Raw genomic sequence first — 24464 nt, 5'->3', positions numbered from 1 at the left:
CGACTTTAATAATCCAAGCGGCATTTCGGCATTTATTGAGCCAGCAACCCTTCAACCTCGGCGCACGCCTGCAGGAACGCCCCGACTCCCTTTAAGTCATTCGTAATGATCGGCTCGCTAATGTAATACGCATAGGTGCCGTCCCGGCGGTCCTCTCCGCCTAAGCCTGCCACCATGCAGTTTTTGTTCAGATTGACCCAGCCCTCTTTCGTTTCCAATACGAATTCAACGATCAAGCCCTGAAATGCCGAATCCAATGTCTCCCGCCAGCCGTCCCCTTCCAGAATCCCTAGCCGGATTCCCTTGGCAATGGCAAACACGATCATACTGGAAGCCGAAGCCTCCAAATAGTTGCCTTTGCGTCCGCCCATATCTACAACCTGATACCATACGCCGCTGGCCTCGTCCTGATATTTTCTCAAAGCCGTCAGCACATCCCTGAATATCCGGACAAGCTCAGTGTAATCACCGTGCTCCTTGGGCAGCAGCTCCAGCACATCCGCCAAAGCCATCACATACCACCCCAGGGAGCGGCCCCAGAAATTTGGAGACAATCCGGTGGCGGGGTCACACCAGGGTTGTATCTTTTTTTCATCCCAGGCATGATATAACAGCCCGGTTTCAGGGTCCTTCGTATGTTTTTCGCACAGGATAAATTGCTTCGTTACATCGTCCAGTCCTTTTCCCTCTTCAAAAGTCAGCAGGTATTCCAGATAGAACGGCGATCCCATATAAAGTCCGTCCAGCCAAATTTGATAAGGATAGATTTGCTTGTGCCAAAAGGCTCCTTCCGACGTGCGCGGATGACTTGCCAGCTGCGATCTCAGCAGATCGGCCGCCTGCCGGTATTTCTCCAGACCGGTTTCCTCATACAGCATGAACAACAGTTTTCCGTTATTGATATGATCGATGTTGTATTCATCCTTACGGTATCCTCTTACGCTACCGTCTTCTCCGATAAAGTCATCCATGTTGTCCCGGATATACTGAAAATACTTCCGGTCACCCGTCTGCTTCCAGAGCAGCGTAAAGCCTCTTAACACCACACCGTAATCATATGACCATTTGCCGGCATATCCTTTGCCCTCATGCATTTTCGGCATCCGCTCCATCAGGGATTCCGCTGTTTTAGTAGCCCAACTCATCTGATCTGCACATCCTCCCGGTCAAAAAATGACGGTCCTTGCCACAGATACATGGAAAGGACCCCTTAAAAATTGTCCAAGCTTAAACAATCTGACTATATAGATGAATTAATAAACGAACTTAAGAATTGGCTTCTTTATACGCGGCTTCGTACTCGCTAATGATTTTGCTGCCGCCGGACTTTTTCCATTTCTCGACCTCCGCCTTGAAGCCGTTCAGATCGATGGATCCGAGAATGTACTTGTAAGTGGCGTCCGTAATGATCTTCTGAAGCTCCGAGCCCATCGTTGTGTAAGTTTCCGATTCCAGCGAATAAACCGGATTCAGGACCGCAAACTCCTCGTTTTCCAGGATCAGCTTGGTAGCTTCGACCTTTAACGGATCCGCATCATGGATTTTGTAACCCGGCTCCTTAGGGCGGGAAGAGGCGAACGGCTGTACTTCCTGTTTCCACAGATCGTTATCCAAAATGGTGACGGCCATATCCCCGTCGATGGAGTAATGAACGCCCTCGATACCGTAAGTCATCAGTGCATAAATATCGTCGTCCATCAAATCATTCACGAACTTCAGAACTTGTTTCAGCTCCGCTTCGTCTTTAACTTCCGATTTAGGAAAAGCCAGCAGCCCGCCGATTCCGTTGTTTCCGGCCCAGATGGCCCGGTCGCTTTCATTGCCGGTGGATGTAATATTGTTGACGAGCACCAATTCCATGTCGTCCTGAATACCCTTGGCCAAATTCAGCAGGTTCTTGCCGTCAAACAGGGCACCGACATAGATGCCCGCTTTACCTTGGGCAAACCCTTCCTGCTGATCCGTCTTCGCTGTAACGGCAAAATCCTTGTTAATATAGCCGTTATCGTAAGTGGCCTTCATAAAATCCATCGCCTTGACGTAACCTTCGGTCTCAAACTCGGGCGTCATTTTACCGTCTTCGCTATGTTGCCAATAGTTAGGAGTCCCGAAATAGGAGCCCAGCGTTTTAAATGCCCCGTAAATCAAATCATTCCGGTCGATGAATCCGACGGTGTCCTTTACTCCGTTTCCGTCCGGATCCTGCTCGGTAAAGGCTTTGGCTACGTCCATCAGCTCATCCGTTGTTTTAGGTACCGGAAGCCCCAGCTTATCTAGCCAGTCTTTGCGGATAATGACGCCGTTGCGCGCCACGTCTTTTTGGAAAGGCACCCCGTAGAGCTTGCCGGCAATCGAAGCGGACCGCCGCTTGTCCTCGGAAATCGTGGCCAAGTTCGGGAACTCGTCCAGGTAAGGCTCGACCTCCCAGAACATGCCCGATTTCAGGGCGTTCCGGACGGAAGAATTGTCCAGAATCGTCAAGGTGACAATGTCGGCCAAAGAGTTAGAGGCGAGCGCGGTATTGATCCGCTCCTCCTTGGATGCATCGGGTACCCAGGAAAACTTGATTTTCGTGTTCGTCTTCTCTTCAATGAGAGATTGGACCTTTCCCGTCGGCGTTGAAGCGGTATGCAAAATATTCATCCAAGTGATATTGACCGGTTTGTCTACCGCCGCGTTTCCGCCGTTGGCTCCCGTTTTGGCATTACTGGCGTCAGCAGCGCCGTTGTTTTTCGCTCCGCCGCAAGCCGACAACAAGAAGACACTCGCGAGCAATAGAACTCCCACTTGCTTCATTTTGAATTTCATATTCCCTACCCCTTTTTCTCAAATTTTATTGGTTAAGCGTTTAATACACGCCGTCTTCCCCAAATTTCTTCGCCAACTTGTTGGAAGCCATGACCAGGATCAACCCGACCACGCCCTTGAACAATCCGACGGTCGTACTGAAACTCAATTGACCGTTCTTCAAACCGGCGGTGTAAATGTAAGTATCGAATATTTCCGCGACTTCACGGTTCAAGGAATTCAGCAACAGGTACATATGCTCGAAACCGAGATCCAACGTACTGCCGATCTTCAGGATCAGCAGCGTAATAATGACGGGGCGAATCGCCGGCAAGGTGATATGCCACGTTTTTCTCCATCGTCCTGCGCCGTCCATTTCCGCCGCTTCGTAAAGCTGCGTATCCACGACCGTGATGGCGGCCAAATAAATGATCGTCGACCACCCCAGCTCCTTCCAAATGATTTGTCCGATATACATCGTCCGCAGCCACTCCGGAGAGGTCAGGAAGCTGATCTTGTTGAAGCCGAGTACGGCAAGGAGTTCATTAATGACACCGCCGTCCACATTCAGAAACACATACGTGATCGATACGATAATGACCCAGGACATGAAATGCGGGATATAAATGATGGTTTGCACTGCGCTTTTGAACCATTTGTTCCGCACCTCATTCAGCATCAGCGCCAAAATAATCGGTAACGGGAAGAAAAACACAATGTTCATCGCAAACAGGATCAACGTATTCCTCAATAGCATGAAGAACGTAGGCTCCGTAAACAATCGTTCAAAATGCTTCAACCCAACCCAGGGGCTTCCCGTAATCCCCAGGTAAGGCTGATAATCCTGAAAGGCGATTACCAATCCTCCCATCGGCAAGTACTTAAATACAATGAAATAGAGAAGCCCGGGAAAAATCATGAGGTATAGAAGCTTGTTGCGTTTTAAGCTGGTGAGGATCGGGGAAGCCTTTCGTTGAAGTTCCGGCTCCACTCTCACGTCCATCGATGCGACACTTGATGCTTTCACTAGTGCGACCTCCTTGGATGTTCCGTTTTACGTCCATTAGCGTACTTGATGGGAGGCATTCCGTATATAATCATTAGATGACAGCGATTACAACACCCGATTGCAGCAGTCTTTTTCGCTTGTTCGCCTAACCTGGTGATTACGAACTAAGCTGTTGAGCATTCACGTTTGTTCAACACTTTTCGCCGGCCGGAAAAGACCTAAAATGGGGATTATATACGGAATCCTCCTCGCATGGTTAGCTTGTATTGTTAATCGACGAAGAGGAGGATACACAAGTGGCTCAAACATTAAGTAAAAAACAGTCCATCGGCAATCGCATCTTTACGGTTGTCAACAGCACCCTGCTGATTCTCATTGCTTTAGCTTGTCTCTTGCCATTTTTGAATGTCATCGCCAGCTCTTTTGCTTCGACCCAGGAAATGGTGGAAAAGCGTTTCATCTTATTCCCGACCACCTTTTCTCTGGACGCCTACAAATACATTCTTTCGACGCCTACGATCTTTAAAGGATTGGGCGTGTCCGTCGGGGTTACCCTGATAGGAACTGTCCTGAGCATGGCGTTGACTGCCTTAATGGCGTACGGCCTCTCCCGAAGTTATCTTTATGGCAGAAACTCCATCAACTTTATCGTCGTATTTTCGATGCTGTTCAGTGGCGGAATGATCCCTACTTTCCTGGTAGTGAAAAGCGTCCACCTCATCGATTCCTACTGGTCCATGATTATCCCGACCGCGATCAACGCATTTAATCTGATCATTATGCGAAATTTCTTCCAATCCTTGCCCGACGCTCTGGAAGAATCGGCTAAAATAGACGGATGTACCGATTTCGGAGTATTTTTCAAAATCATGCTGCCCCTGTCCCTTCCGTCGATCGCAACCATTTCTCTCTTTTACGGGGTCGCGTACTGGAACACCTACATGAGTGCCATTTTGTATATCAATGACTCCCTCAAATGGCCAATTCAGGTGCTGCTGCGGCAGATCGTCATCGTCTCCAGCGGGATGCAGGGAGATAACAGTTCCGTGGATATCATTCCGCCGGCACAAACCATTAAGATGGCCGTAATCGTTATCGCTACCTTGCCGATGCTAGCCGCTTATCCTTTCGTTCAGCGCCATTTCGTCAAGGGAGCCATGCTCGGCTCGGTGAAAGGATAATGACAAGTTTTGAATAGAAATAATCCGCTGTGTAGACATTCCAAAAGAAGCCTTTCTCCAAGCGGAAAGGCTCCTTTTCTGTATCTAATTCGCTTTCCTGGCTTTGCGGTATTCTCCCGGCGTAATGTGCTCTCTTTTACGGAAAGAACGGATAAAGTTTTGCGGTTTATGATACTGGAGCCGCTCGGCAATTTCTTTAATCGTCATGCTCGTCTCGACCAGCCATTTCTGAGCCATGTCCAGCCTGTAGTTCATTAGGTAGTCGCTGAAGGTGATCCCATATTCCTTTTTGAAAATATTGCTTAAATAGTTCGGATTGTAATGCAGCCGGTCCGCGATCTGCTCCAATGTCAACTCCTGGTCGTATTCAGACCTGACGATTACGGCAATTTCTTCGGACAGGCAACGGAACTGCTTGTTCGTTTTGTCCTTCATGCTTCTGACCATCGGGAAGATCACTTCATCCACCAGCATCCGTTCGATTTCTTCGGGATTGCGGGTGTCCAGCAGCACATGATAAAGGGCGTGATTGTCCTGCGTAAGCAGCACCTCGATGCCGAGAAGCTGTTCAAGCTGGATCAGATTGTTCACGAACCGGACCAGGGCGACCTCGAAATTCATCGAGTATTTATTTTTCTTCATCATTTCGGCGAGCAGCAAATACAATGTGCGGCTGACCTGTTCTTCATCGCCGAGACGAATGGCATCGAAGAGTTGGGACTCCAGCTCGACTGGATAGTGAAGCAGCACGGGCCCGGACACGACTCCGGAAATGTCTTCATAAAAGATGATCGATTCCTTGCCCAGATTGAGACGGTGGTGCAACGCCTGTTTGCTCATCTCGCAGGCTTCTTTGCTCTCCAGCAAGCTTTCAACCGTTTTGCTGATTCCGACGCTGATGGACACTTTCAAATATTCCCTCGCGTTCTTCATTAAGGCAGTAGCTTGTTCAAACAGTTGTTTACGGATTTCCTGCTCCGTCTTGCCCGTGAACATCAGGATGGTAGCTTGGGACTTATCGTTCAAAATAATCGGAAGCATACGCTGCTCCGGCGGGATCTGTTCTTCCACCAATCTGTTGATCGCGAGCAGTAAAACGTCCTTATCAGAAGCTTCCCGCTCGCCGAGATTGTCCAATTGAATCAGCATCGTGACATAAAGAGTGTGTTCCGGCAGCCGATATCCCAGTCGAGGCAGCTTTGATGCCAATTCGTCCGCGGTAACACGGTTACGGAACAGATTCATGATCAGCTGCGTCTCGAGCTGCGGCTTCTCCGCTTCCATCAGGTTCTCCAGACTTTCTTTCTCCGTCAATATCGTATCGATGGAATGGATGATCGATTCGATCTCGTTTTTGGAGCCGGTCTCGCCATCCAGGGACAGACTGCGTTTGATTTGCCGGATCGGCCTCGTAAAGTAAAGGGCGAACAGGTAAGCCACAATGACGATCAACAATGTCAGTACCGTCCCCATTGTGATAATCCCGAATCTGGCCAGCTTAAGGGCGCCGGAAATTTCTTTTTGATCCAGCAAGGTCAAGTAAACCCAATTGTTATATTCCGACTTGGCATAGATTATTTTTAAAGGGGAAGACTCGCCGCTTCCCTTCTGCAGAGACAGAACGCCGGTTTGCCCGGGTTCTTCGGTAATACTGGCCGCCGCCTTTTTCAATTGTCCATCGTTGAGAACGGATTTCTCCGGCCTGCTCTCATACATTAACTCGCCCTGCCGATTCAGTATGTACACGACGCTGTCGTCTCCGGTCCCAATCGTTTGATCCAGCGATTCCAGCGAAATGTCGGACAAGGCGATCGCTTGTTTATTTTTGGAGAAGACGGGCAGCGTGTTGACGAAACGGATCCCCGTCTCCGTTTTGGTCCAGAACAAGCTTTGGTCTTTATTTTCCACATAGCTGTGGATCAGTTCTTCCCTCTGTTCCTCGTTCAGCTTCGACAACCTGCCGTTCGAAATTTTCCAGCTCTGCTCCAGGCTGATCAATGCATAATTCGTCCGCTCCATGCCCAGCGTGGCGATGTAATTAAGCTGGGTGTTGACGTTCCGATAAGCGATGAAGTCCTGCTCCGTGATCGGGTTCTTTACGACCTCGCTAAACGAGGTAGTTGTACTGTATGTGTCAAACGCATATTCGATGGTTCGGATTTGCTGTTCTAAATTATTTTTGGTTTGCGATATAAAGTTTTGCTTGCTGCCCGCAATCCGTTCGTTCACGGAGCTTACCGTACTAAAATAGATATAACTGGCAAAGCTGGCCACAAGGCCAATCCCTAGGACAAGAATCGGAATGAAAATTTTATAGAACATGCTTCCTTTGTGCATCCGCGCTGCTCCTTTGTCAGTTGTGATCAATTCCAATTATAGCGCTTACAAGGGATCGGCGGCAATGATAATTTTCACGTGTGCATTATATAATTCCCTTGACTTTCAAGGAAATTTGGACTTAAAATGAAATCGTTAAACCAATATCATTTTCCGGAAGAAGAGATTCCATGGTCACGATCAAAGACATTGCAAAAGTCGCTGGTGTTTCGCATACGACGGTTTCCCGTGCGCTAAACGGAAACCCCCTCATCAAGAAGGATACCAGGGAAAGAATCGAAAAAATCGCCGCCGAGCTGAATTATATTCCCAATTTTAGCGCCAAAAGCCTGGTCATGAAAAAATCGTATACTATCGGACTGTTTTTTTCCAGTATTGATCAGGGAACCTCGGCAAGTTTTCTTGTCGACGTCATCAAGGGAATCAATCATATGCTCGACGAAAACTACAGCTTGACGGTGCATGGGATCGACAGTATCAAGCATTTGGACAGCATCTCGCCGCGGCGTTTTGACGGCATTCTCGTCATGAGCCAGAGCGACGCGGACAACGAATTTATTTATCATGTCAAAAGAACCCGCATCCCGCTCGTCGTTCTTAACCGCCATTTGGAGGATCAAGGGATCATGAACGTCGTTGCCGACGACAGAGGCGGGGTCCGGGAAGCGATCGACTACGCCATAGCCCAAGGCCACAGCAAACTGGCGATGATCGAAGGCAAAGCAGGCTTCAAGTCGTCCGCCGAGCGGAAGCAAGGCTTTCTGGACAGTTTGCTGGCTCACAGTCTTCTCCCGAACCCGGAATATTTTGCCGCCGGGGATTACAGCATCGAAAGCGGCTACCGGACGATGAGCTCTTTACTCACCCTTCCCGCCCCTCCGTCGCTGGTATTCTGTGCGAACGACGATATGGCGATCGGTGCGATGAATGCCTGCTATGCAGCCGGAGTTCCCGTCCCGGACGGAATATCCCTGATCGGATTCGACGATATCGTATTCGCCCAATATACTAACCCGGCGCTGACCACCGTCCGTAGACCGATTACGGATATCAGCGAGCTCGGCACCAAGAAGCTGATTGAGCTGATGCTGGACCCGGAAACCAGGCCCGAGCAATCCCTGGTCCAAACGAAGTTCATGATTCGCCGGACTGTCGCAAGCTGTTAAACGGCATGTCCGGGAGGCACTTAATTTCGTTAAAAAAAGAGTTCATCTCTTTTTTTATACAAAAATGTTCACGTGTGCATTAAGCGATTATATGATGAAAAGGAGCGAAACATGACCATGACACAACCGCTTTCCAGAAACTCGTTTCCCGCTTTGCCCTCCTATCCCGAGCGGATGATTCAATTCGGGGAAGGAAACTTTATGCGTGCCTTTGTGGATTGGCAAGTGCAGCAGATGAACAACAAAGGGCTGTTCCAGGGCAGCGCGGTTCTGATTCAGCCGCTTGAGCAAGGACTTGGCGGGATGCTGGCCGAGCAGGACTACCTCTATACCGTTCTGTTGAACGGCATCCTGGACGGGCGGACCGTCAGCGACCGGGAAATTATGACCAGCGTCAGCCGGCTTATTAATCCATACAGTAATTATCAAGATTTTCTTGCCTTGGCGGAGGATGACGCACTCGAATTCATCACCTCGAATACCACGGAAGCCGGAATCGCCTACCATCCCGGAGACCGACTGGAAGATGCGCCGCAAAAGAGCTTTCCCGGCAAATTGACGGCCCTGCTTTACAAGCGCTTTCAATTAGGCAAAAAAGGATTCGTCATCATTCCTTGCGAACTGATTGACCGCAACGGCGAGAAGCTGCGCGAAATCGTGCAGCGCTATGCGTCGGAATGGAATCTGGGAGAGGAGTTTGCCGCGTGGCTGGAGACGGAAAACACGTTCTGCTGCAGTCTGGTCGACCGGATCGTGCCGGGTTATCCGCGCGACAAGGCAGGCGAACTGGAGCAGGAACTGGGCTACCGCGACAACCTGATGGTCACCGCCGAACCTTTCCTGTTCTGGGTGATCGAGGGTCCGGCATGGCTGAAAGAAAAGCTGCCGCTGGCGGAGGCCGGTTTGAACGTCGTCGTCACGGAAGATATGACGGCTTACCGGGAACGCAAAGTTCATTTGCTCAACGGGCCGCATACCGCGATGGTGTCGCTTGGACTTCTCGCCGGTCTGGAAACCGTCGAAGACGTGATGAATGACGGTGTCTTCTCCGCATTTGTACGTCAATTGATTGAGGATGAACTCATTCCTATGCTGGATTTGCCTCTTGAGGAATTACAATCCTATGCGGCAGCTGTACAGGAACGGTTCCGGAATCCGTTTATCCGGCACGAATTAACTTCCATTTATCTCAACAGCGTTTCCAAGTTCAAAACCCGCCTGCTGCCTGTACTGCTCCGTTACCGGAAGGAACGTGGAGAACTGCCGAAGCTGATCACCCTCGCTTTTGCCGGGCTGCTGCTCGGATACCGGGGAGATCGCCTTCAACGCCAGGACGGTCCGGAAGTGTTGGCTGTTTTTGATGCAACCTGGAAGGATCCGCAGTCTTTTGTTGAGGTCATTCTTCAGGACAACTCGCTTTGGGGAGAAAATTTATTATCCGTTCCCGGATTGAAGGAAGCGTTGGAGGACGGATTGCGGCTGCTAGATTCCCTAGACTGCCGGACCGCGCTGGAACAAACGATCGGAGGGGAAATTCAATGCAGCGACTCATGAAAATGAATGCCAGGGATACGGTAGCCGTCGCCCTGCGCCCGGTCCAAGCCGGGGAAGAAATTATATTCGATGATCAGACGTACACCGCCCGCCAGGATATTCCGCAGGGCCATAAAATGGCCTTGACCGATTTTGGTGAGGGCGATATCGTCACCAAGTACGGTTATCCGATCGGGCATGCAACAACCTCTATTTCCAAGGGCGAGCATGTGCACACCCATAATCTGAAGACCAATTTGGTCGGGGAAGAAACTTACGAATACCAGCCTGAGCTGCATCCCGTAACCTATCCCAAACGCTCTCTCTCCTTTGATGGGTATCGCCGTAGTAACGGAAAGGTAGGCATCCGAAACGATCTCTTCATCGTCCCAACGGTCGGCTGCGTGAACGGGGTCGCCGAGCTGATGATCGCCGAGTTTAAGGCCATCCATCCCGATCTCGGGAGCTTCGATAACGTCACGGTGCTTAAGCATCCTTACGGTTGCTCGCAGCTTGGCGACGACCACCGGATGACGCGCAGCATCCTGCTGGATGCCGTGAATCACCCCAATGCTGGCGGGGTGCTCGTATTCGGTCTCGGCTGCGAGAACAATATCGTCGCCGAATTCCGCGAAATACTGGGCGACTATGACGAGAGCCGCATCAAGTTCCTCGTGGCCCAGGAAGTCGGGAACGAAGTCGAGGCAGGCCTTGCGCTGCTGGAGGAAATCTATGAGGCCGCGAAGGATGACCGCCGCGAGCCCGTGCCGATCAGCGAGCTCAATGTTGGTCTCAAATGCGGCGGCTCCGACGGATTCTCCGGCATTACCGCCAATCCGCTGCTGGGCGCCTTCTCCGATTTTCTCATCTCCCAGGGCGGGACTACCATTTTGACGGAAGTGCCTGAAATGTTCGGCGCCGAAAAAATGCTCATGGCCCGCGCGGAAAGCCGGGAGGTTTATGAGGACATCGTCTCCCTGATCAACAATTTCAAACAGTACTTCCTGTCGTACGGCGAGCCGGTCTACGAGAATCCTTCCCCGGGCAACAAGGCGGGCGGCATCAGCACGCTGGAGGACAAATCGCTCGGCTGCACCCAAAAGGCGGGAACCGCTCCCGTGGTCGATGTATTGCAATACGGGGAAAAGCTGCGCAAAAAAGGCCTTAGCCTGCTGCAAGCACCGGGCAATGACCTCGTCGCTTCCTCGGCCTTGGCGGCCGCCGATTGCCAGCTCGTCCTGTTTACGACCGGGCGCGGAACGCCTTTCGGCAGCTTCGTTCCGACCGTCAAGGTCGCGACGAACAACGAGTTATACAACAACAAAAAGCATTGGATGGACTTCAACGCAGGACCGCTGCTGGAAACTCCCATGTCCGAGGTGCTTGAGCAATTTATCGATTACATCATCGCCGTCGCCAGCGGACAAAAAACGCGGAACGAACAAAACGAAGTGCGCGAGCTCGCGATCTTTAAAACCGGCGTGACGTTGTGATCACGGGCGGGGCCAGGGGCTGAACCGGATTCGGACTGAGTCCTACGCTGGCTGTACCTGGACAGGACAGTCGCTGGGCCCGAGCGGTCATTGGACCCTGACGGGAGCTAGGCCAGACAGAGATGGGCCAGATGCCGGATGGGGAGCGCGTCCGGGGAGGCCTGGACCCGAACGGTCCGGTGATGCCGTCGCGAAGCCTGGCCTTGCCCTGATCTCATCCAGAGTCTCGCCTTGGGCCGGGCCCATAGTAGTAAAGCAATTTAGCTGTAAAATATGCAGCTAATAATGCAATATTTTTTATTCTCTAAACTTTAGATGCAAAACCTGCAGTTAATTCGGCCCTATCTCCCATTTTTCATGCATTCGGAGTAAATTACCTGCATGTTTTACAGCTATTCAATCATCAATCATTCGTTTCAATAAGAGCTAAATTACCTGTATGTTTTACAGCTAATGTTCGAAACGTCATTACTTTATAAACTTTAAAAGGAGCCTACCCCATGTTTCTGAATGATGACTTCTTGCTTTCCACCGCGACTGCCCGAACCCTGTTTCATAAACATGCGAGCCACATGCCGATCATCGACTATCACTGCCATCTCGATCCAAAGGAAATTTACGAGAACCAGCCTTTCAAAAATATCACTGAAGCCTGGCTGTACGGAGATCACTATAAATGGCGCCTGATGCGCGCGAACGGCGTGCCGGAATCCCATATCACCGGGGATGCTTCGGACTTCGATAAATTCCTTGCTTGGGCCCGGACGGTTCCCAAGACGATCGGGAATCCGCTATTCAGTTGGACGCATCTGGAGCTGCGTCGTTTCTTCGGCGTCAACGAACTGCTGAATGAACAGTCGGCCCCGCGAATTTGGGAGTCCGTGAACGAGAAGCTTGCGGGTGAGCCATTCAAGCGGCGCAACATCATCAAAAACGCAAACGTAAAGCTAGTTTGTACAACGGACGACCCCGCGGATTCCCTGGAATATCACCGGTTGCTGAAAGAAGAAGAACAGGACTTCTCCGTCCTGCCGACCTTCCGTCCCGACAAGGCACTAAACATCGACGCGCCCGGTTTCCCGGATTGGCTGAAACGCCTGGAAGCGGCGTCCGGTCGGACGATTGCTTCATATAAAGATCTGGTAGAGGCACTTCGCTCCAGAGTCGATTACTTCCATGATCACGGCTGCCGCCTGTCCGACCACGCGCTCGATATTTTGCGTTACAAGGCCGGCGATGTCTCGGAGCTGGAGACTATTTTCCGGAAAAGAACAACCGGAGAAGTGCTGACACAAGAGGAAATCACAGTTTACCGTACCGAGCTTTTGACCGCCCTCATCGGCATGTACCGTGAAAAAGACTGGACAATGCAATTGCATCTCCATGCCTACAGAAACAACAATACTCCGATGTTCAATAAACTGGGACCGGATACCGGGTATGACGCCTTGAATGACCTGCCGATTACCGCCCCTCTTTCACAGCTGCTGGACCGGGCCGAATGCGGAGCGGGTCTGCCGAAGACGATTCTGTACTCCTTGAATCCCAAGGATTATCCATCCCTGCTTACCCTGATGGGCTGTTACCAGAAGGAAACTCCGGGCAAGCTGCAGCTCGGCTCGGGCTGGTGGTATAACGATACCCGCAGCGGTATGCGCCAGCAATTAACGTTGTTTGCCGAGCATAGTCTGCTCGCGGGCTTTGTGGGGATGCTCACCGATTCGCGCAGCTTTCTCTCATACACGCGCCATGAGTATTTCCGCCGGGTCTTATGCGAACTGATCGGGGAATGGGTTCAGCGCGGGGAAGCGCCTGACGACGAGGGCCTGCTCGGAGGAATGGTTGAGGATATCGCATACAGCAATGCCGCAAGCTACTTCGGGTTCGATATGAAATGAACTAAAAATACAGGGCAGGCAAGGATAAAATGATTCCGAAGAAGAAGCTGAAGCGTTCTGCAAGAAATCGGGAGGGATTACGAGATGTCATGTACTTTGTTTATAGCGGGAGACTCTACTGCGGCGATCAAAGGGGCCGCCGAAAAACCGATGACGGGCTGGGGTGAGCATCTTCAGGCGTATTTCGGTCCTTCTCTCCGCATCGACAACAGGGCCGTGAACGGGCGGAGTACTAAATCTTTTCTGGCCGAGCGCAGGCTTGAAGCGATCGAAAAAGAGTTCCAGGCGGGAGACTACCTCTTCATCCAGTTCGGCCACAACGACGGCAAACAGGAAGACCCTCTGCGTTATGCCGACCCGGAAAGAGAATTCCGCGCTAACCTGGAGCGGTTTATCGAATCCGCCCGCCGGAAGGGCGGGACGCCCGTCCTGTTGACCTCGGTCAGCCGGCGACGCTTCCTGGCGGATGGGAGCCCCGACCCTGATGCGGTCGGCGCTTATCCCGAGGCTATGCGCCAGGTTGCGGCTGGCACCGCAACCCCGTTGCTGGACATATTTGCGGCTTCACAACAGCTTTACCGCGCACTCGGGATCGAGGGCACACGCCATCTTTTTATGCATTTGCCGGAGCAGGCCCATCCGAATTATCCTGAAGGGATCAGCGATGACACTCATTTCTCGGATGTCGGCGCCCGTCATATCGCCAGGTTGGTAGCCCAAGCGGTCCATCAGTGCGCTGCCCTTCCGGAATTAAGACAACATCTTATAAGAACGACAGAAGGTTATCTCCCTGGAAAGGTGGCGATGCCGGAATGAATTTAATGAAGGACTCAGCAATAGACAACTCAGAAATCGCGGCGTTTCCCCCGCTCAATCTTGGCGTGCGTGCCCATGATTTCGGGCGGGTACCGCTGGACCTGCTCATCAAGAAAATCCAGGAGCATTCTTTTTCGAACATCCAGTTTGCCGTCAAAAAGTCGTTTCCCGACAGCGTGAGAAGCCTGTCCGAACTAAGTCCCGGTGCCGCCTCCTACTTTGGAGGCGCGTTCGGGCGAGCAGGCATTCACCTGGCGGTGCTCGGTTGCTACGTCAATATCGTCGCTACCGATCCTTCAAAACGGGCGGAGGCGCTGAACGGCTTCGCCACTCATTTGCGTTTGGCGAGAGACTTTGGCGCCAGTCTGGTAGGTTCGGAGACCGGCAGCGTCGGGGATGGCTATACGCCCGATAATTTTACGGAAGAAGCGTTTCGGCAGGTTGTTACCTCCGTTAAGATCATGGTTGCCGAAGCCGAGCGTTTTGGCGTCACTGTCGGCATCGAGGCCGGGCAGAACCATCCGCTCCATTCGGCCCCGCTGGCCCGCAGGCTGCTCGACGAGGTGCCGTCCAACAACCTTCAGATCATCCTCGATTGCGCAAACTTGATGTCCCCGGAGAATTATACGGATCAGGACCGCATTATTAAGGAGGCTCTTGAGCTTCTGGGCAACCGAATCGCTGTCGTTCACCTTAAGGATTTCACAATAAAACAGGGACGAATACACACCGTCCCTGTGGGTCAGGGGCTACTGAATTTTCGCCCCATACTAAGCTATATGAAATATCAACGCCCCCATATCCACGGGATTCTCGAAAGTACGCCCGAACCGGATATGAAGGACAGCATTGCCTTCCTGCAGCAAATATACGTTGAAGTGTAATCTGGCTTGCAGCTTGTGAGCAGGCTTATACAATAGTCCCGTCAGCAAGGCAGATAGCCTACTTGGCGGACTCCGTCCCGGCTAACTGCTCTAACGCCCGCTGGGCAAGGCGCATGAAGAACTCCGCGCTGACCGGCAATGCACCTTCATCCAGCGTAAAGGCGGGATGATGCCATTCCTGCGTGCCGGCAGTACCCATGAAGACGAACAGTCCGGGCACCGTTTGCTGATAAACGGCGAAGTCTTCGCCGGCCGATGACAATTGGGGCACGACCGGGTTGTGTCCCAACTCGGTGGCAACGCTCCAGGCCAAATCCGCCAGGGCATCGTCGTTGGCGATCGGCGGCGGCCCTTCGACCCAGCGAACCTTGGCGGTCGCGCCGAAGGCGGCGGCCACGGTCTCCGCGATGGCTGCGAATCGCTCCATCACGCGCTCCCGCGTCCCCAGATTAAAGGTACGGAGCGTGCCCTCCATCACCGCTTGCTGCGGGATGACGTTCCACACCGTACCGCCCTGAATCCGGGTGACGCTCACGACCGCGCTTTGCAGCGGACTAACGTTGCGGCTGACGATCGATTGCAGCGCCGTCACGATATGCGCGGCGGCGAGAATCGGGTCTACGCCTGCATCGGGCACGGCCGCGTGGGTGCCCACGCCGTCCACTTCAACCACAAACCCGTCCGCGGCCGCCATAAGCGGGCCGCCCTTGATCCCGATCGTGCCCACCGGCAGATCGGGTTTGTTGTGCATGCCGAACACGGCCTGCACTCCCTCCAGCGCACCGCTCGCGACGACCTGCTTCGCTCCCGTCGCAATCTCCTCCGCGGGCTGGAACAACAGCCGGACCGTGCCCTGCAGCTCCGCTTCCCGCTCCTTCAGCAGCAAGGCCGCTCCGATCAGCGCCGCCGTATGGAAATCATGCCCGCAGGCATGCATTTTCCCGGCAACCGTCGAAGCGAAGGGCACGCCACTCTGCTCCTCGATCGGCAGCGCATCGATGTCCGCGCGCAGCGCGATCACCGGTCCGCCCCGCATCCCCCCGATTTCAGCGATCAGTCCGGTCTGCAGCGGAAAATCCGTTGCGATCCGGATCCCCGCTTCCTCCAGCCGTTCCCGGATATACGTGGTCGTGTTATTTTCTTCATTCGCTAACTCAGGGTGGCGATGAAGGTGACGCCGCATTTCAATCATTTGATCACCTATTTGCTCAAGCTGCTCTGTCCATGCTCCAGCTCCATTATGCATCTTCAAACCCATCCCCTCGGTCTCTTTTGTATGAAATTTATGATAAACCTATGGAGGGAGTTGAGCAAGCCAACGCGACGCAGGATCAAACCGGATCGTGCTAATCTAATTTATTCCCACGGAATCACGGTATCGAAGAATTCAACGGACTCAGATTTCAGCAAATTCTTGTTCACTGTAATCCGCAGAGTAGCCATCCATTTTTTCACCTCCTACTTCTAACACGATCGACAAATGAAAAATATCTCGCAAAATGAACAGCACCCGAAACAATTTCGGGTGCTGTTCTGACCGGCAGAATTAGAACAAATTAAATAGCAGCTTCAGTGATGTGGTCCGCCGCTCCGGCTAAATGATGGATCGTCCGCAAATAGCTGACCGTCCGGTTTAAGGAGTGCATAATAACGGAATGGGTCTCGGCTGTGTTATTCGGCAAATAGCGGACCCCGCTGAGCAGATCGCCCGAGGTTACGCCGGTGGCGACGAACAGCACGCTGCCCCGGCCCACCATCTCGTCCATGCCTAGCAGCTGCTGCGGATCGCTCAGGCCCATCCGCCGGCAGCGCTCCGCTTCCTCGGGATTCCCCGGCAACAGCCGTCCCTGCATCTCACCGCCGAGGCAGCGGAGAGCCGCTGCGGCCAGCACGCCTTCCGGAGCGCCGCCGGAGCCCACATAGAGATCGACTTCGCTCTCGACGGCAGCCTCGATGGCTCCCATTACATCTCCGTGGCTCAGCAGCTTGATCCGGACGCCCGCTTGTCTAAGCGCCGATATCATGTCCCGGTGGCGTTCACGATCCAGGATCGAGACCGTCATTTCGGATAACGGCTTGCTTAAAATGTCTGACGCTTGGGCGAGCGTAATTTCGATCGGATCGTCCAGGGATAACCGCCCCGCCAGTGCGGGACCGACAGCCAACTTCGCCATATAGATATCCGGCGCATGCAGCAGATGACCTTGCGGGGCAGCCGCGATAACGGAAATGGCATTGTTCAGCCCATTTGCCACCGTCTCCGTCCCTTCCAGGGGATCCACGGCGATATCCACCTTCGGCCCCCGGCGATTCCCTACCTTCTCACCGATATAAAGCATCGGCGCTTCATCCATTTCCCCTTCCCCGATCACGACGGTGCCATCCATATCCACGGAAGAAATCAAGCTCCGAATCGCCACCGTTGCGGCTTCGTCCGCACTGTGTTTGTCGCCTCTTCCCGTCCAGCAGGCCGCATCTAGCGCAGCCGCCTCCGTAATGCGTGCCAATTCCAAAGCAATATGACGTTCCATATGGATCCCTCCCGTTAATTATCTATAGCTGCTTCATAATCAAGCCTGCGGTTTCTTCAATCGCCTTATCCGTCACATCGATCACCGGACAGCCTAGCGAAGCAAACAGAGTCTGCGCATATTTCAGTTCATCTTGTACCCGTTCCAGTGAGGCATACGGGGCATCGTCGGGCAGTCCCATCGACTTTAGACGCTCCGACCTGATTTTGACCAGATGCGTAGGGTCGATCGTCAGGCCGATGATTTTGCCGGCGCTTATTTCCTTCAGTTGCGTGGGCGGCGTCAACTCAGGCACCACCGGATAGTTCATTACTTTCAAGCCTTTATGGGCCAAAAATATCGACAGCGGCGTTTTAGACGCTCTTGAGACCCCGAGCAGCACCAGATCGGCTTTCAGGATAGCCCCCACGTCTTTGCCTTCGTCATTGTTGACCGCAAACTCCACCGCCTCCACGCGGCGGAAATAATCCTCGTCCAGCCGGTGCAGCAGGCCGGGAGTCCGTTTCGGCGTATCATTGAATGTATCGATAAAAGCCTGCATCATCGGTCCCATAATATCCACGGCCCGGACGTTAAGACGAACGGCTTCTTCCCGTATGACCTCCCGCAGTTCAGGCTGGACTAAAGTATAGGCAACAAAGCCGCCGCGTCCCGCTACTTCCTCCATGATTGCGCTAAGCTCATCTTCAGAGCGGACGTTCATCATGCGTTTGATTTCCGTATTCGGCAGTTCGAACTGGCGAAGCGTGGCCCGGACGACCGCATCGGCGGTTTCGCCGACCGAGTCCGAGCAGATTGCTATGAAGTGAGCTTGCTCCTGGTTCATTCCATTCCTCCCGTTATTCCTCTGCTAACGTTTCGAGCAACATTTTGATAATGTTCGTTTTGGAAATGCGTCCGACCACGTTCCATTCCCCTTCTCCCCCGGAAGGAGCGGGAACTACGACAGGCAGGCTGTCGATCTGATGGGTGATAATAATCCGCGCGGCCTCCAGAACGGTGTCCTCCGGCGAAACGGTAATGACATTGGCCCGGCGGGTCATAATGAAGCTCACCGGCATCGTAGAAGCCGACGCGTTTCCGAGCGTGACCTTTAACAAATCCTTGCGGGACACGATCCCCGCCAGCCTTCCCTCTTCATCCGTGACGATCAGATGCCCGACATTTTCCAGAAAAAGAGTTACGACCGCATCATGGATCGTCGTCGTTTCCCGAACGACCACAGGAACGCTATGAACGTCACCGACCTTCATGTCCAGCAGCCGGATTTTATTTTCATTTTCAGATATAGCCCGCTTCCCGAGAAAATACCCTACCTTCGGCTTGGCATCGATATAGTCGAGCATCACGAGGACCGACAAATCCGAACGAATGGTCGGACGGGTTAAATTCAGCATCTCGGCGATCTGTTCCCCGGTGATGGGCGCATGTTTTTTCACGATATCCACGATTTCCAATTGACGGGATGTCAGTTTAATAGTGATCCCTCCGTATTTCGTATATGCCCGCTCTGTCGAGCGGAACGAGGTGCCTCCTTCCGCTGGAAATGTTTTCTGAATATATAGTACGTCATATATAGTTATTTTTCAATATATAATACGCACTATATTTTAATTGTGATGGTTTACTTGGATCGTACCGGGGACATAGTGACATCAATTAACACAAAAAAAGCCTGCTGGTCGCAGACTCTTTTGTACAAAGTTATTCATCTTTCGACTCGATCGCTTCCTTTATAATCGTCCTCTCTTCTTCCGTAACTTGCTCCATTTGCTCTTTTAGGAGCGATAGCTGACCGGCGATAGATTGGTCGGATTCAATGATTCCGGCAATATTTTTATCCCACAGGTCCTTGAGTTCCGCGTCGAGAGGTGTTGGATATATTCCCTTATTGAATTGCGCATAGCTTTTAGCCATACTCTTCGGATCTTGTCCGCCAAGGTAGCTCTCTTTACCCGAATCGTCGGACGTTTTCGTCAGCAATACTACAGTCTGAACGTATTTCCATGCTTCCGATTTATGCTCGCTGTCTTTGGTAATAGAGATCATTGCCCCATCCCGATAGCCGTATAAACGAAACGGCAGCTTCGAAACGCGCCATAACCCCGCCTGATCCGGAGCCCAGTTCTTTAGTGAATCCGTTGTCCATGGCCCACCGTGCAGCATCGCCAGCTGTCCGTCACGAAGCGCCTGCTCACCTGAAGGATCCCATATGGAACTTCGAAGCGCAAGTCCGTTCCGGCGAATCTCACGCGCTACATAAATCGCATCCTGAAAAGTCTGACTATCCCAGGCGAACTCAAGATTACGATCGAGAATGCTGGAAGACATCGCAGCAACCTCTATAGGGTCCGTATAATGCTGAAAAAGAAAAATTCCTTTTTCCTTCAGCTTGATGGCCATATCTACCCAGTTCTGCGGTTCGCTTAAATATTCGGCCAATTTGTCCGGATTTGCAGGGAAGCCATTCTCTTCAAGTAAATCAGCACGATAGTACGTAAAGGCCGTCGATAACTCAATGGGCAAAGCGATCAGCTTATCCATCTTCACGTCCGAAAACTGGGGAAGCATATCAGCCGGGATTTGTTGCTCGAATCTGCCAACTTGATTCCCTTGTTCCCGAAGGTCGCTCAAAATATCAAGACCGTTCAGCTTCCCTGCCATGGAACTATCGAGAAAAACCACATCGGGCGACTCGCTGGTTCCATAAGCCTTGATTAATGCATCCGCAATATCTTCATATTTTAATCGTACGGTTTTCACCTTTATTTGAGGATAAAGCTTCAAAAATTGCCGGTCCGTTTCGGTAGTATCATAATAAGTCCAAACAAGCAGTTCATCCTTTTTCCCATGAGTGTCCTTGGATTGTTGCGAATCCTCAGTATCGAGGGAAACGGGTGTCAGCTCCGTCAAATAACTGCTGCATGCCGTCATTACGAACAGCATCGTCAAGATGGTCAGCCTCCAGAATCTAATCACGCCTCACTATCTCCTTGTCCATTACTTTCCCAGACCAATGCAGTTCCGGACTGTTTGGCCAGGTACATGGCCTGATCCGCAAGCCTTAACAATTGATCCGGATTATCATTGTCTTTGGGATAGGATGCAATCCCGATACTCGTTTGCGGCTGAAGTTTGAGATCTTGAATTAGCAGCGGTGTCTTGAACAGCTCCAGGATCTGTTCAGCTGTCTGTAGTACAAGCATCGGATCCGCTGTCGGAAGAACGACGACGAATTCGTCTCCCCCGAGACGACATACTTGATCGGCCCCTGCCGCAGTAGTTAATAAACCGGCAACATGCTGCAGCAGCTTATCCCCTACTTCATGTCCGTATGTATCGTTGATCTCTTTGAATTTATTCAAATCCATAAACATTACCGTAACTGCTGGTGAACGTTCCTCAATTAACCGCTTCAACTTCTTATGGAAATAGAGACGATTCGGAATTTTTGTCAGAGCGTCCGTAAATGCTAGTTTCTGAAATTCCTGCTCAGACTTCCTGATCTGCTGCGCCTGCTCCGTTAGAACCTTGTTCATTCGTATAGCTTCGGCGAACATCTCCTTGAGCCTGACCGCCATCTTCTGAAAGTTCCTATACAGCTTATCGAACTCCACAATATGACTTTCGGCGCTATAACTCTCAAAGGTCGCCGCTATTTTATCAGGCAGGCCGGTCGTTTCGTGAGTGAGTTTAATCAATATCTGGACGATCAGCTTACTGAACCAATATACAACGAGCAGCACGACCAGAATAAACGCAATGATGAGTCCAAACTCTATCGCATAAATGCTATATACCTCATACAAAAAATGAGAGGCGGGAACCCTTACATTGATGTTGTAATCCAGGTCCTCATTCAAAGGAATGCTATACCAATAAAATCCGCCGCTCCACATAGACAGCTCGGTAAAATATCTGTCGTCAGGCAGCGTCAAATATAAATTGGAATTGTACCGGAATAAGTTGATTTTCTCAGGAAGATTACTAACTGAAGTATGTGCGGCAATGTCCTTGGAGCTGGCTGCCAAGACGTCACCGCCAGGATTACTTATAACGACTTCAACAGCTCCGGACGTAACATTGTTGACAATCGCCCTCAGCTTGCCTAACTGGATAATATCCCGAAGTTCCAATGCGCGATAATCCGCCTTGCTCCAACTGCTAACCTGCTCCTGGACACTGCTCGCCGTAGATTGTGTCAACTGCAATGCACGTAAATTAACGACATGATTCTGTGAGATTCCCGTCATAATCATAAAGCAGACAAAGGGAAGAATCAGGCCGCTAATCGAAAGATGGACGAAAATTTGTTGAAGGGGAATTTTCTTGTTCCTCTTCTTAATTTTCAATCGGCGAATAAAAGGAAGATAGGTTGTCAGCACCTCTGCCATCAAAGCGTTCGAGGATCCATTCACGCTTGATTTGGCAAGGAGTAGAAGCAGTTGCGTATGCGATTGAAACAGATGAACGTACAAGGATAAGAAGAGAAACAGTGCGCTTGTTATGAACCAGAAGAGCAGGTCATACACAAATACAGAACCTTTGCGAAGCCTGAAGGCGAGCGCAATGAACAGGATCTCGGCAAAGACAATTACGGAGTCAAAGACGGACAGCTCCAGCAGAAAATAATTACTGCAGGCAGTAAGAAATGCTATTAGAATTGCCGCCGGGCTTCCGATAAGTATAAATGCCATGATAATAAAGAGGGTAGAAAAGTGAAATTTCATTCCATATAGCATAGGCAAAGATAGAAAATCGCCCAGCAAGCTAAAAATCAGCAGTAATATAGTGAGTGTCAGTCTGGCTTGCAGACGATGGTTTGAGCCCCGCATAGTGTCGTTGCCTCCGCAAATGATACATTAACAAAAATTGAAACCTATCTCTAATAATACTTCCTTTATCGACAGTTACGAACATTTTTTTATACCTACTCTTGTCCGCCTTGATACTGGGTTTCATCCTGACGCACCTCGCGCCCCGCTGCCTTGGCTTGCTCAAGCAATTCGGTTGCATCATCCAGAGGTTTATAACCGATGAGTTCCTCCAGATAATCAATATTGTATTAATTGTCGCTGTTCGCGGAGGTGCCGTATAAATTCAAATAGTTAATCTCTGCGTCCGCCTCAATGCAGAATAAAATCAATCCAACAACAAAAGGCCCCGCCGCTTCATGTCTAGAAGGGAGAGACCTTGTAGTTAATTTAACCTCGGTGGAGGTTGCCCTTAATTAGGCTCGTGTTTGATTTGTACTTCTTACCCTTCCACGATATCAGCCCGAAGATCGGATGCAATTTCGACCATGAGGGGCACGATTTCCTGATGGGAGATAGCTACATACAGATCACCCATATAGTGTCTGAATGGAATAAGGTCTTCTCCGTGTTTCCACATAAAGAAATCCCCTTTTATAGACATGGTGCTCTCCTCACCTTTTACAGTCAGCACCGTCTGATAAGTGAAATCCGCCTTGGAAGAAAAATATTGCTGGCATTCCTCCAATGAAATCTCTTGCCCGCTTGAGTCTGGTTGCATGGATCTCGTAATTCGAAAGCGTTGATTCATAAGTATCCTCCAAAAAAATGACCTTGTATTCCCCATTACCTTAATCGTTAAGCTTGTCTCTGTCAATGAAGGCTGTTTAGTTTAAGACGTCATTCATAAACCTCTCCAGCCCGGACACATCGGTAATATTCCGGTTGCACTTGGCGCTGTCGATGCACATATAATTTCCGACCCGCCCAAAATGATCCAGGGCCGATCCGGATTTGACTTTCGTCTGTGCGGTAACAAAGGCGATCTCCTCATGCTTGTTGCAGAGGCAGCAGACCCCTTTCTTGTTCGTCGGACTGAAGCGTCCTTCTACGCCCGCCATCTTCCCGTCTAAGTTGTAGACGATAAAGAGTTTATTGCTTGAAATATCGGTCCATCCGATATAGGTCAGAAACCGGAAATCGAGCTCGGCCAGCGGCGGAAGCTTCAACTTTTTAACTTTTCGGAAAAGCTTCTTCAACTGCTGTTCGGTTACCTTTTCGAGGGGCGTAACGTACTCCTCCAGCTCGCTTAGATAAGCTTGGAATTCCTCCGAACGGTTCAATGCCGGAATCCGATCGAAGAATCGCTTCTGCTCCTCCGTCGCAGACGGGAACATCTCCATGACTCGGGTCCAAGTGGTGTGGCGAGTAGCAGCTATTACTTTCTGGTCGGCTGTGGTCTTAATATTGTTATCGAGACGCCCCACCAGGCGTTTGATTAGATTATATTCATGGTTTCTCATAAATGGCGTTAGCATTTGTTCTCCTCCTCATTCCAGCAAAAAAATCACCTAACCCTTATTTTAAAGTGTGAATGAAGTCATTCCTATGTAAACAACAACTTAGAATCGATTAAGACAGAAAAACACTGATGAAGAATAACTTCATCAGTGTCCGTCGTTACTATTTTGCTGAATAGACAATTTTCTTAATCGTTTCCATGGACAGAAAATAGTCCTGAGCAAGCTGCTCAATCTTGATATTATTCTTGAAATCGTGTCTTATGGCGGCATTCCGGCGATCTAGCCATTGTCTGCTACCGCTCCTGCTTCCCCAAGGCTTATATTCCATCTCCGGTTTTGGAATGTAGATGGTTTCCCCCTGGATATATTGTTGAATTTCTGTGATCAGCTTTTCAGGCAATACTTTTTTGGCGTTCGTATATTTCAACTTGCTTCACTCCTTATTAAGAATAAATAAGGCGCAAAGCCAACTATTAGAAAAGCTTATTTAGCGTTAGAAAAAGTTTGACCCCATGCAAAGTAACGCTTCTCCAATAATGGCTCTGCATGAGT

General features: G+C 50.9%; 20 protein-coding genes. 7 read left to right on the top strand and 13 right to left on the bottom strand.

What is annotated here, in order from left to right:
• Positions 1–32: 32 nt before the first annotated feature.
• The 3 genes from KJS57_RS16865 to KJS57_RS16855 all read right to left on the bottom strand — a co-directional run bounded on the left by KJS57_RS16865 (position 33) and on the right by KJS57_RS16855 (position 3706).
• A complete protein-coding gene (locus tag KJS57_RS16865) occupies positions 33–1145 on the bottom strand; it encodes a glycoside hydrolase family 88/105 protein (RefSeq protein ID WP_213655686.1) in 1113 nt (370 codons plus the stop codon).
• Between the two features lie 121 nt (positions 1146–1266).
• Complete coding sequence (locus KJS57_RS16860; protein WP_213655685.1) at positions 1267–2808, bottom strand: extracellular solute-binding protein; 1542 nt, start codon at positions 2806–2808, stop codon at positions 1267–1269.
• A gap of 40 nt (positions 2809–2848) precedes the next feature.
• On the bottom strand, positions 2849–3706 hold the full coding sequence (locus KJS57_RS16855) for an ABC transporter permease (RefSeq protein ID WP_373316832.1): 858 nt from the start codon (positions 3704–3706) through the stop codon (positions 2849–2851).
• A gap of 386 nt (positions 3707–4092) precedes the next feature.
• On the opposite strand from KJS57_RS16855, the gene KJS57_RS16850 reads away from it, so the two are divergent.
• Positions 4093–4977 carry a carbohydrate ABC transporter permease gene (locus tag KJS57_RS16850; RefSeq protein ID WP_213655684.1) on the top strand — a complete coding sequence of 295 codons (885 nt, stop codon included), beginning with the start codon at positions 4093–4095 and terminating at the stop codon, positions 4975–4977.
• An 84-nt stretch (positions 4978–5061) separates the two neighbouring features.
• Here the strand turns inward: KJS57_RS16850 and KJS57_RS16845 are convergent, their stop codons facing one another.
• Positions 5062–7314, bottom strand: a complete 2253-nt coding sequence (locus KJS57_RS16845; protein WP_213655683.1) for a helix-turn-helix domain-containing protein — start codon at positions 7312–7314, stop codon at positions 5062–5064.
• 170 nt (positions 7315–7484) lie between these two features.
• Here KJS57_RS16845 and KJS57_RS16840 point away from each other — a divergent pair, with 170 nt between their 5' ends.
• From KJS57_RS16840 to KJS57_RS16815, 6 genes are all read left to right on the top strand, one after another.
• Positions 7485–8480 (top strand): LacI family DNA-binding transcriptional regulator, encoded by a 996-nt coding sequence (locus KJS57_RS16840; RefSeq protein ID WP_213655682.1) that lies wholly within the window; start codon positions 7485–7487, stop codon positions 8478–8480.
• A 117-nt stretch (positions 8481–8597) separates the two neighbouring features.
• A complete protein-coding gene (locus tag KJS57_RS16835; protein ID WP_213655681.1) occupies positions 8598–10034 on the top strand; it encodes a tagaturonate reductase in 1437 nt (478 codons plus the stop codon).
• Positions 10019–11506, top strand: a complete 1488-nt coding sequence (locus tag KJS57_RS16830) for a UxaA family hydrolase (protein WP_213655680.1) — start codon at positions 10019–10021, stop codon at positions 11504–11506. The genes KJS57_RS16835 and KJS57_RS16830 overlap by 16 nt, the downstream gene beginning before the upstream one ends.
• 500 nt (positions 11507–12006) lie before the next feature.
• Positions 12007–13404 (top strand): glucuronate isomerase, encoded by a 1398-nt coding sequence (uxaC, locus tag KJS57_RS16825; RefSeq protein WP_213655679.1) that lies wholly within the window; start codon positions 12007–12009, stop codon positions 13402–13404.
• 84 nt (positions 13405–13488) lie between these two features.
• Positions 13489–14220, top strand: a complete 732-nt coding sequence (locus KJS57_RS16820; RefSeq protein WP_213655678.1) for a rhamnogalacturonan acetylesterase — start codon at positions 13489–13491, stop codon at positions 14218–14220.
• Positions 14217–15104 carry a sugar phosphate isomerase/epimerase family protein gene (locus KJS57_RS16815; protein ID WP_244861598.1) on the top strand — a complete coding sequence of 296 codons (888 nt, stop codon included), beginning with the start codon at positions 14217–14219 and terminating at the stop codon, positions 15102–15104. Before KJS57_RS16820 ends, KJS57_RS16815 begins: the two co-directional genes overlap by 4 nt.
• 58 nt (positions 15105–15162) lie before the next feature.
• Here the strand turns inward: KJS57_RS16815 and KJS57_RS16810 are convergent, their stop codons facing one another.
• The 9 genes from KJS57_RS16810 to KJS57_RS16770 form a co-directional block, all read right to left on the bottom strand.
• Positions 15163–16350: an amidohydrolase gene (locus KJS57_RS16810; RefSeq protein WP_213655752.1), complete on the bottom strand. Its 1188-nt coding sequence runs from the start codon at positions 16348–16350 to the stop codon at positions 15163–15165.
• A gap of 310 nt (positions 16351–16660) precedes the next feature.
• Positions 16661–17635, bottom strand: coding sequence for a class II fructose-bisphosphatase (gene glpX, locus KJS57_RS16805; RefSeq protein ID WP_213655677.1), 975 nt, complete (start codon positions 17633–17635; stop codon positions 16661–16663).
• Positions 17636–17657: 22 nt separating this feature from the next.
• Positions 17658–18461, bottom strand: a complete 804-nt coding sequence (locus KJS57_RS16800) for a pyruvate, water dikinase regulatory protein (RefSeq protein ID WP_213655676.1) — start codon at positions 18459–18461, stop codon at positions 17658–17660.
• A gap of 13 nt (positions 18462–18474) precedes the next feature.
• A complete protein-coding gene (locus tag KJS57_RS16795) occupies positions 18475–19092 on the bottom strand; it encodes a helix-turn-helix transcriptional regulator (RefSeq protein ID WP_213655675.1) in 618 nt (205 codons plus the stop codon).
• A gap of 247 nt (positions 19093–19339) precedes the next feature.
• The gene (locus KJS57_RS16790; RefSeq protein WP_213655674.1) at positions 19340–20614 is read right to left on the bottom strand and encodes an ABC transporter substrate-binding protein; all 1275 of its coding nucleotides are present in this window, start codon (positions 20612–20614) and stop codon (positions 19340–19342) included.
• Positions 20611–22470, bottom strand: a complete 1860-nt coding sequence (locus KJS57_RS16785; RefSeq protein WP_213655673.1) for a sensor domain-containing diguanylate cyclase — start codon at positions 22468–22470, stop codon at positions 20611–20613. Before KJS57_RS16785 ends, KJS57_RS16790 begins: the two co-directional genes overlap by 4 nt.
• Before the next feature lie 421 nt (positions 22471–22891).
• The gene (locus tag KJS57_RS16780; RefSeq protein ID WP_211020025.1) at positions 22892–23200 is read right to left on the bottom strand and encodes a hypothetical protein; all 309 of its coding nucleotides are present in this window, start codon (positions 23198–23200) and stop codon (positions 22892–22894) included.
• 76 nt (positions 23201–23276) lie between these two features.
• Complete coding sequence (locus KJS57_RS16775; protein WP_211020026.1) at positions 23277–23927, bottom strand: FusB/FusC family EF-G-binding protein; 651 nt, start codon at positions 23925–23927, stop codon at positions 23277–23279.
• Between the two features lie 145 nt (positions 23928–24072).
• Positions 24073–24339, bottom strand: coding sequence for a CD3324 family protein (locus KJS57_RS16770; RefSeq protein WP_211020027.1), 267 nt, complete (start codon positions 24337–24339; stop codon positions 24073–24075).
• Between the last annotated feature and the right edge of the window lie 125 nt (positions 24340–24464).

This window comes from Paenibacillus vini, assembly GCF_018403325.1.
GTDB classification, from domain to species: domain Bacteria; phylum Bacillota; class Bacilli; order Paenibacillales; family Paenibacillaceae; genus Fontibacillus; species Fontibacillus vini.
Note: the sequence above shows the minus strand (reverse complement) of the source record. Positions and strands in the feature narration are given on the sequence as shown.

Bases quoted from the DNA above. Each gene is read 5' to 3' on its own strand.
- KJS57_RS16780 (WP_211020025.1), bottom strand. From the start codon at position 23,200: ATGAATCAACGCTTTCGAATTACGAGATCCATGCAACCAGACTCAAGC.
- KJS57_RS16855 (WP_373316832.1), bottom strand. From the start codon at position 3,706: ATGATTTTTCCCGGGCTTCTCTATTTCATTGTATTTAAGTACTTGCCG.
- KJS57_RS16810 (WP_213655752.1), bottom strand. From the start codon at position 16,350: ATGCATAATGGAGCTGGAGCATGGACAGAGCAGCTTGAGCAAATAGGT.
- KJS57_RS16840 (WP_213655682.1), top strand. From the start codon at position 7,485: ATGGTCACGATCAAAGACATTGCAAAAGTCGCTGGTGTTTCGCATACG.
- KJS57_RS16835 (WP_213655681.1), top strand. From the start codon at position 8,598: ATGACACAACCGCTTTCCAGAAACTCGTTTCCCGCTTTGCCCTCCTAT.
- KJS57_RS16845 (WP_213655683.1), bottom strand. From the start codon at position 7,314: ATGCACAAAGGAAGCATGTTCTATAAAATTTTCATTCCGATTCTTGTC.
- KJS57_RS16775 (WP_211020026.1), bottom strand. From the start codon at position 23,927: ATGCTAACGCCATTTATGAGAAACCATGAATATAATCTAATCAAACGC.
- KJS57_RS16785 (WP_213655673.1), bottom strand. From the start codon at position 22,470: ATGCGGGGCTCAAACCATCGTCTGCAAGCCAGACTGACACTCACTATA.
- KJS57_RS16800 (WP_213655676.1), bottom strand. From the start codon at position 18,461: ATGAACCAGGAGCAAGCTCACTTCATAGCAATCTGCTCGGACTCGGTC.
- KJS57_RS16815 (WP_244861598.1), top strand. From the start codon at position 14,217: ATGAATTTAATGAAGGACTCAGCAATAGACAACTCAGAAATCGCGGCG.
- KJS57_RS16865 (WP_213655686.1), bottom strand. From the start codon at position 1,145: ATGAGTTGGGCTACTAAAACAGCGGAATCCCTGATGGAGCGGATGCCG.
- uxaC (WP_213655679.1), top strand. From the start codon at position 12,007: ATGTTTCTGAATGATGACTTCTTGCTTTCCACCGCGACTGCCCGAACC.
- KJS57_RS16820 (WP_213655678.1), top strand. From the start codon at position 13,489: ATGTCATGTACTTTGTTTATAGCGGGAGACTCTACTGCGGCGATCAAA.
- KJS57_RS16830 (WP_213655680.1), top strand. From the start codon at position 10,019: ATGCAGCGACTCATGAAAATGAATGCCAGGGATACGGTAGCCGTCGCC.
- glpX (WP_213655677.1), bottom strand. From the start codon at position 17,635: ATGGAACGTCATATTGCTTTGGAATTGGCACGCATTACGGAGGCGGCT.
- KJS57_RS16860 (WP_213655685.1), bottom strand. From the start codon at position 2,808: ATGAAATTCAAAATGAAGCAAGTGGGAGTTCTATTGCTCGCGAGTGTC.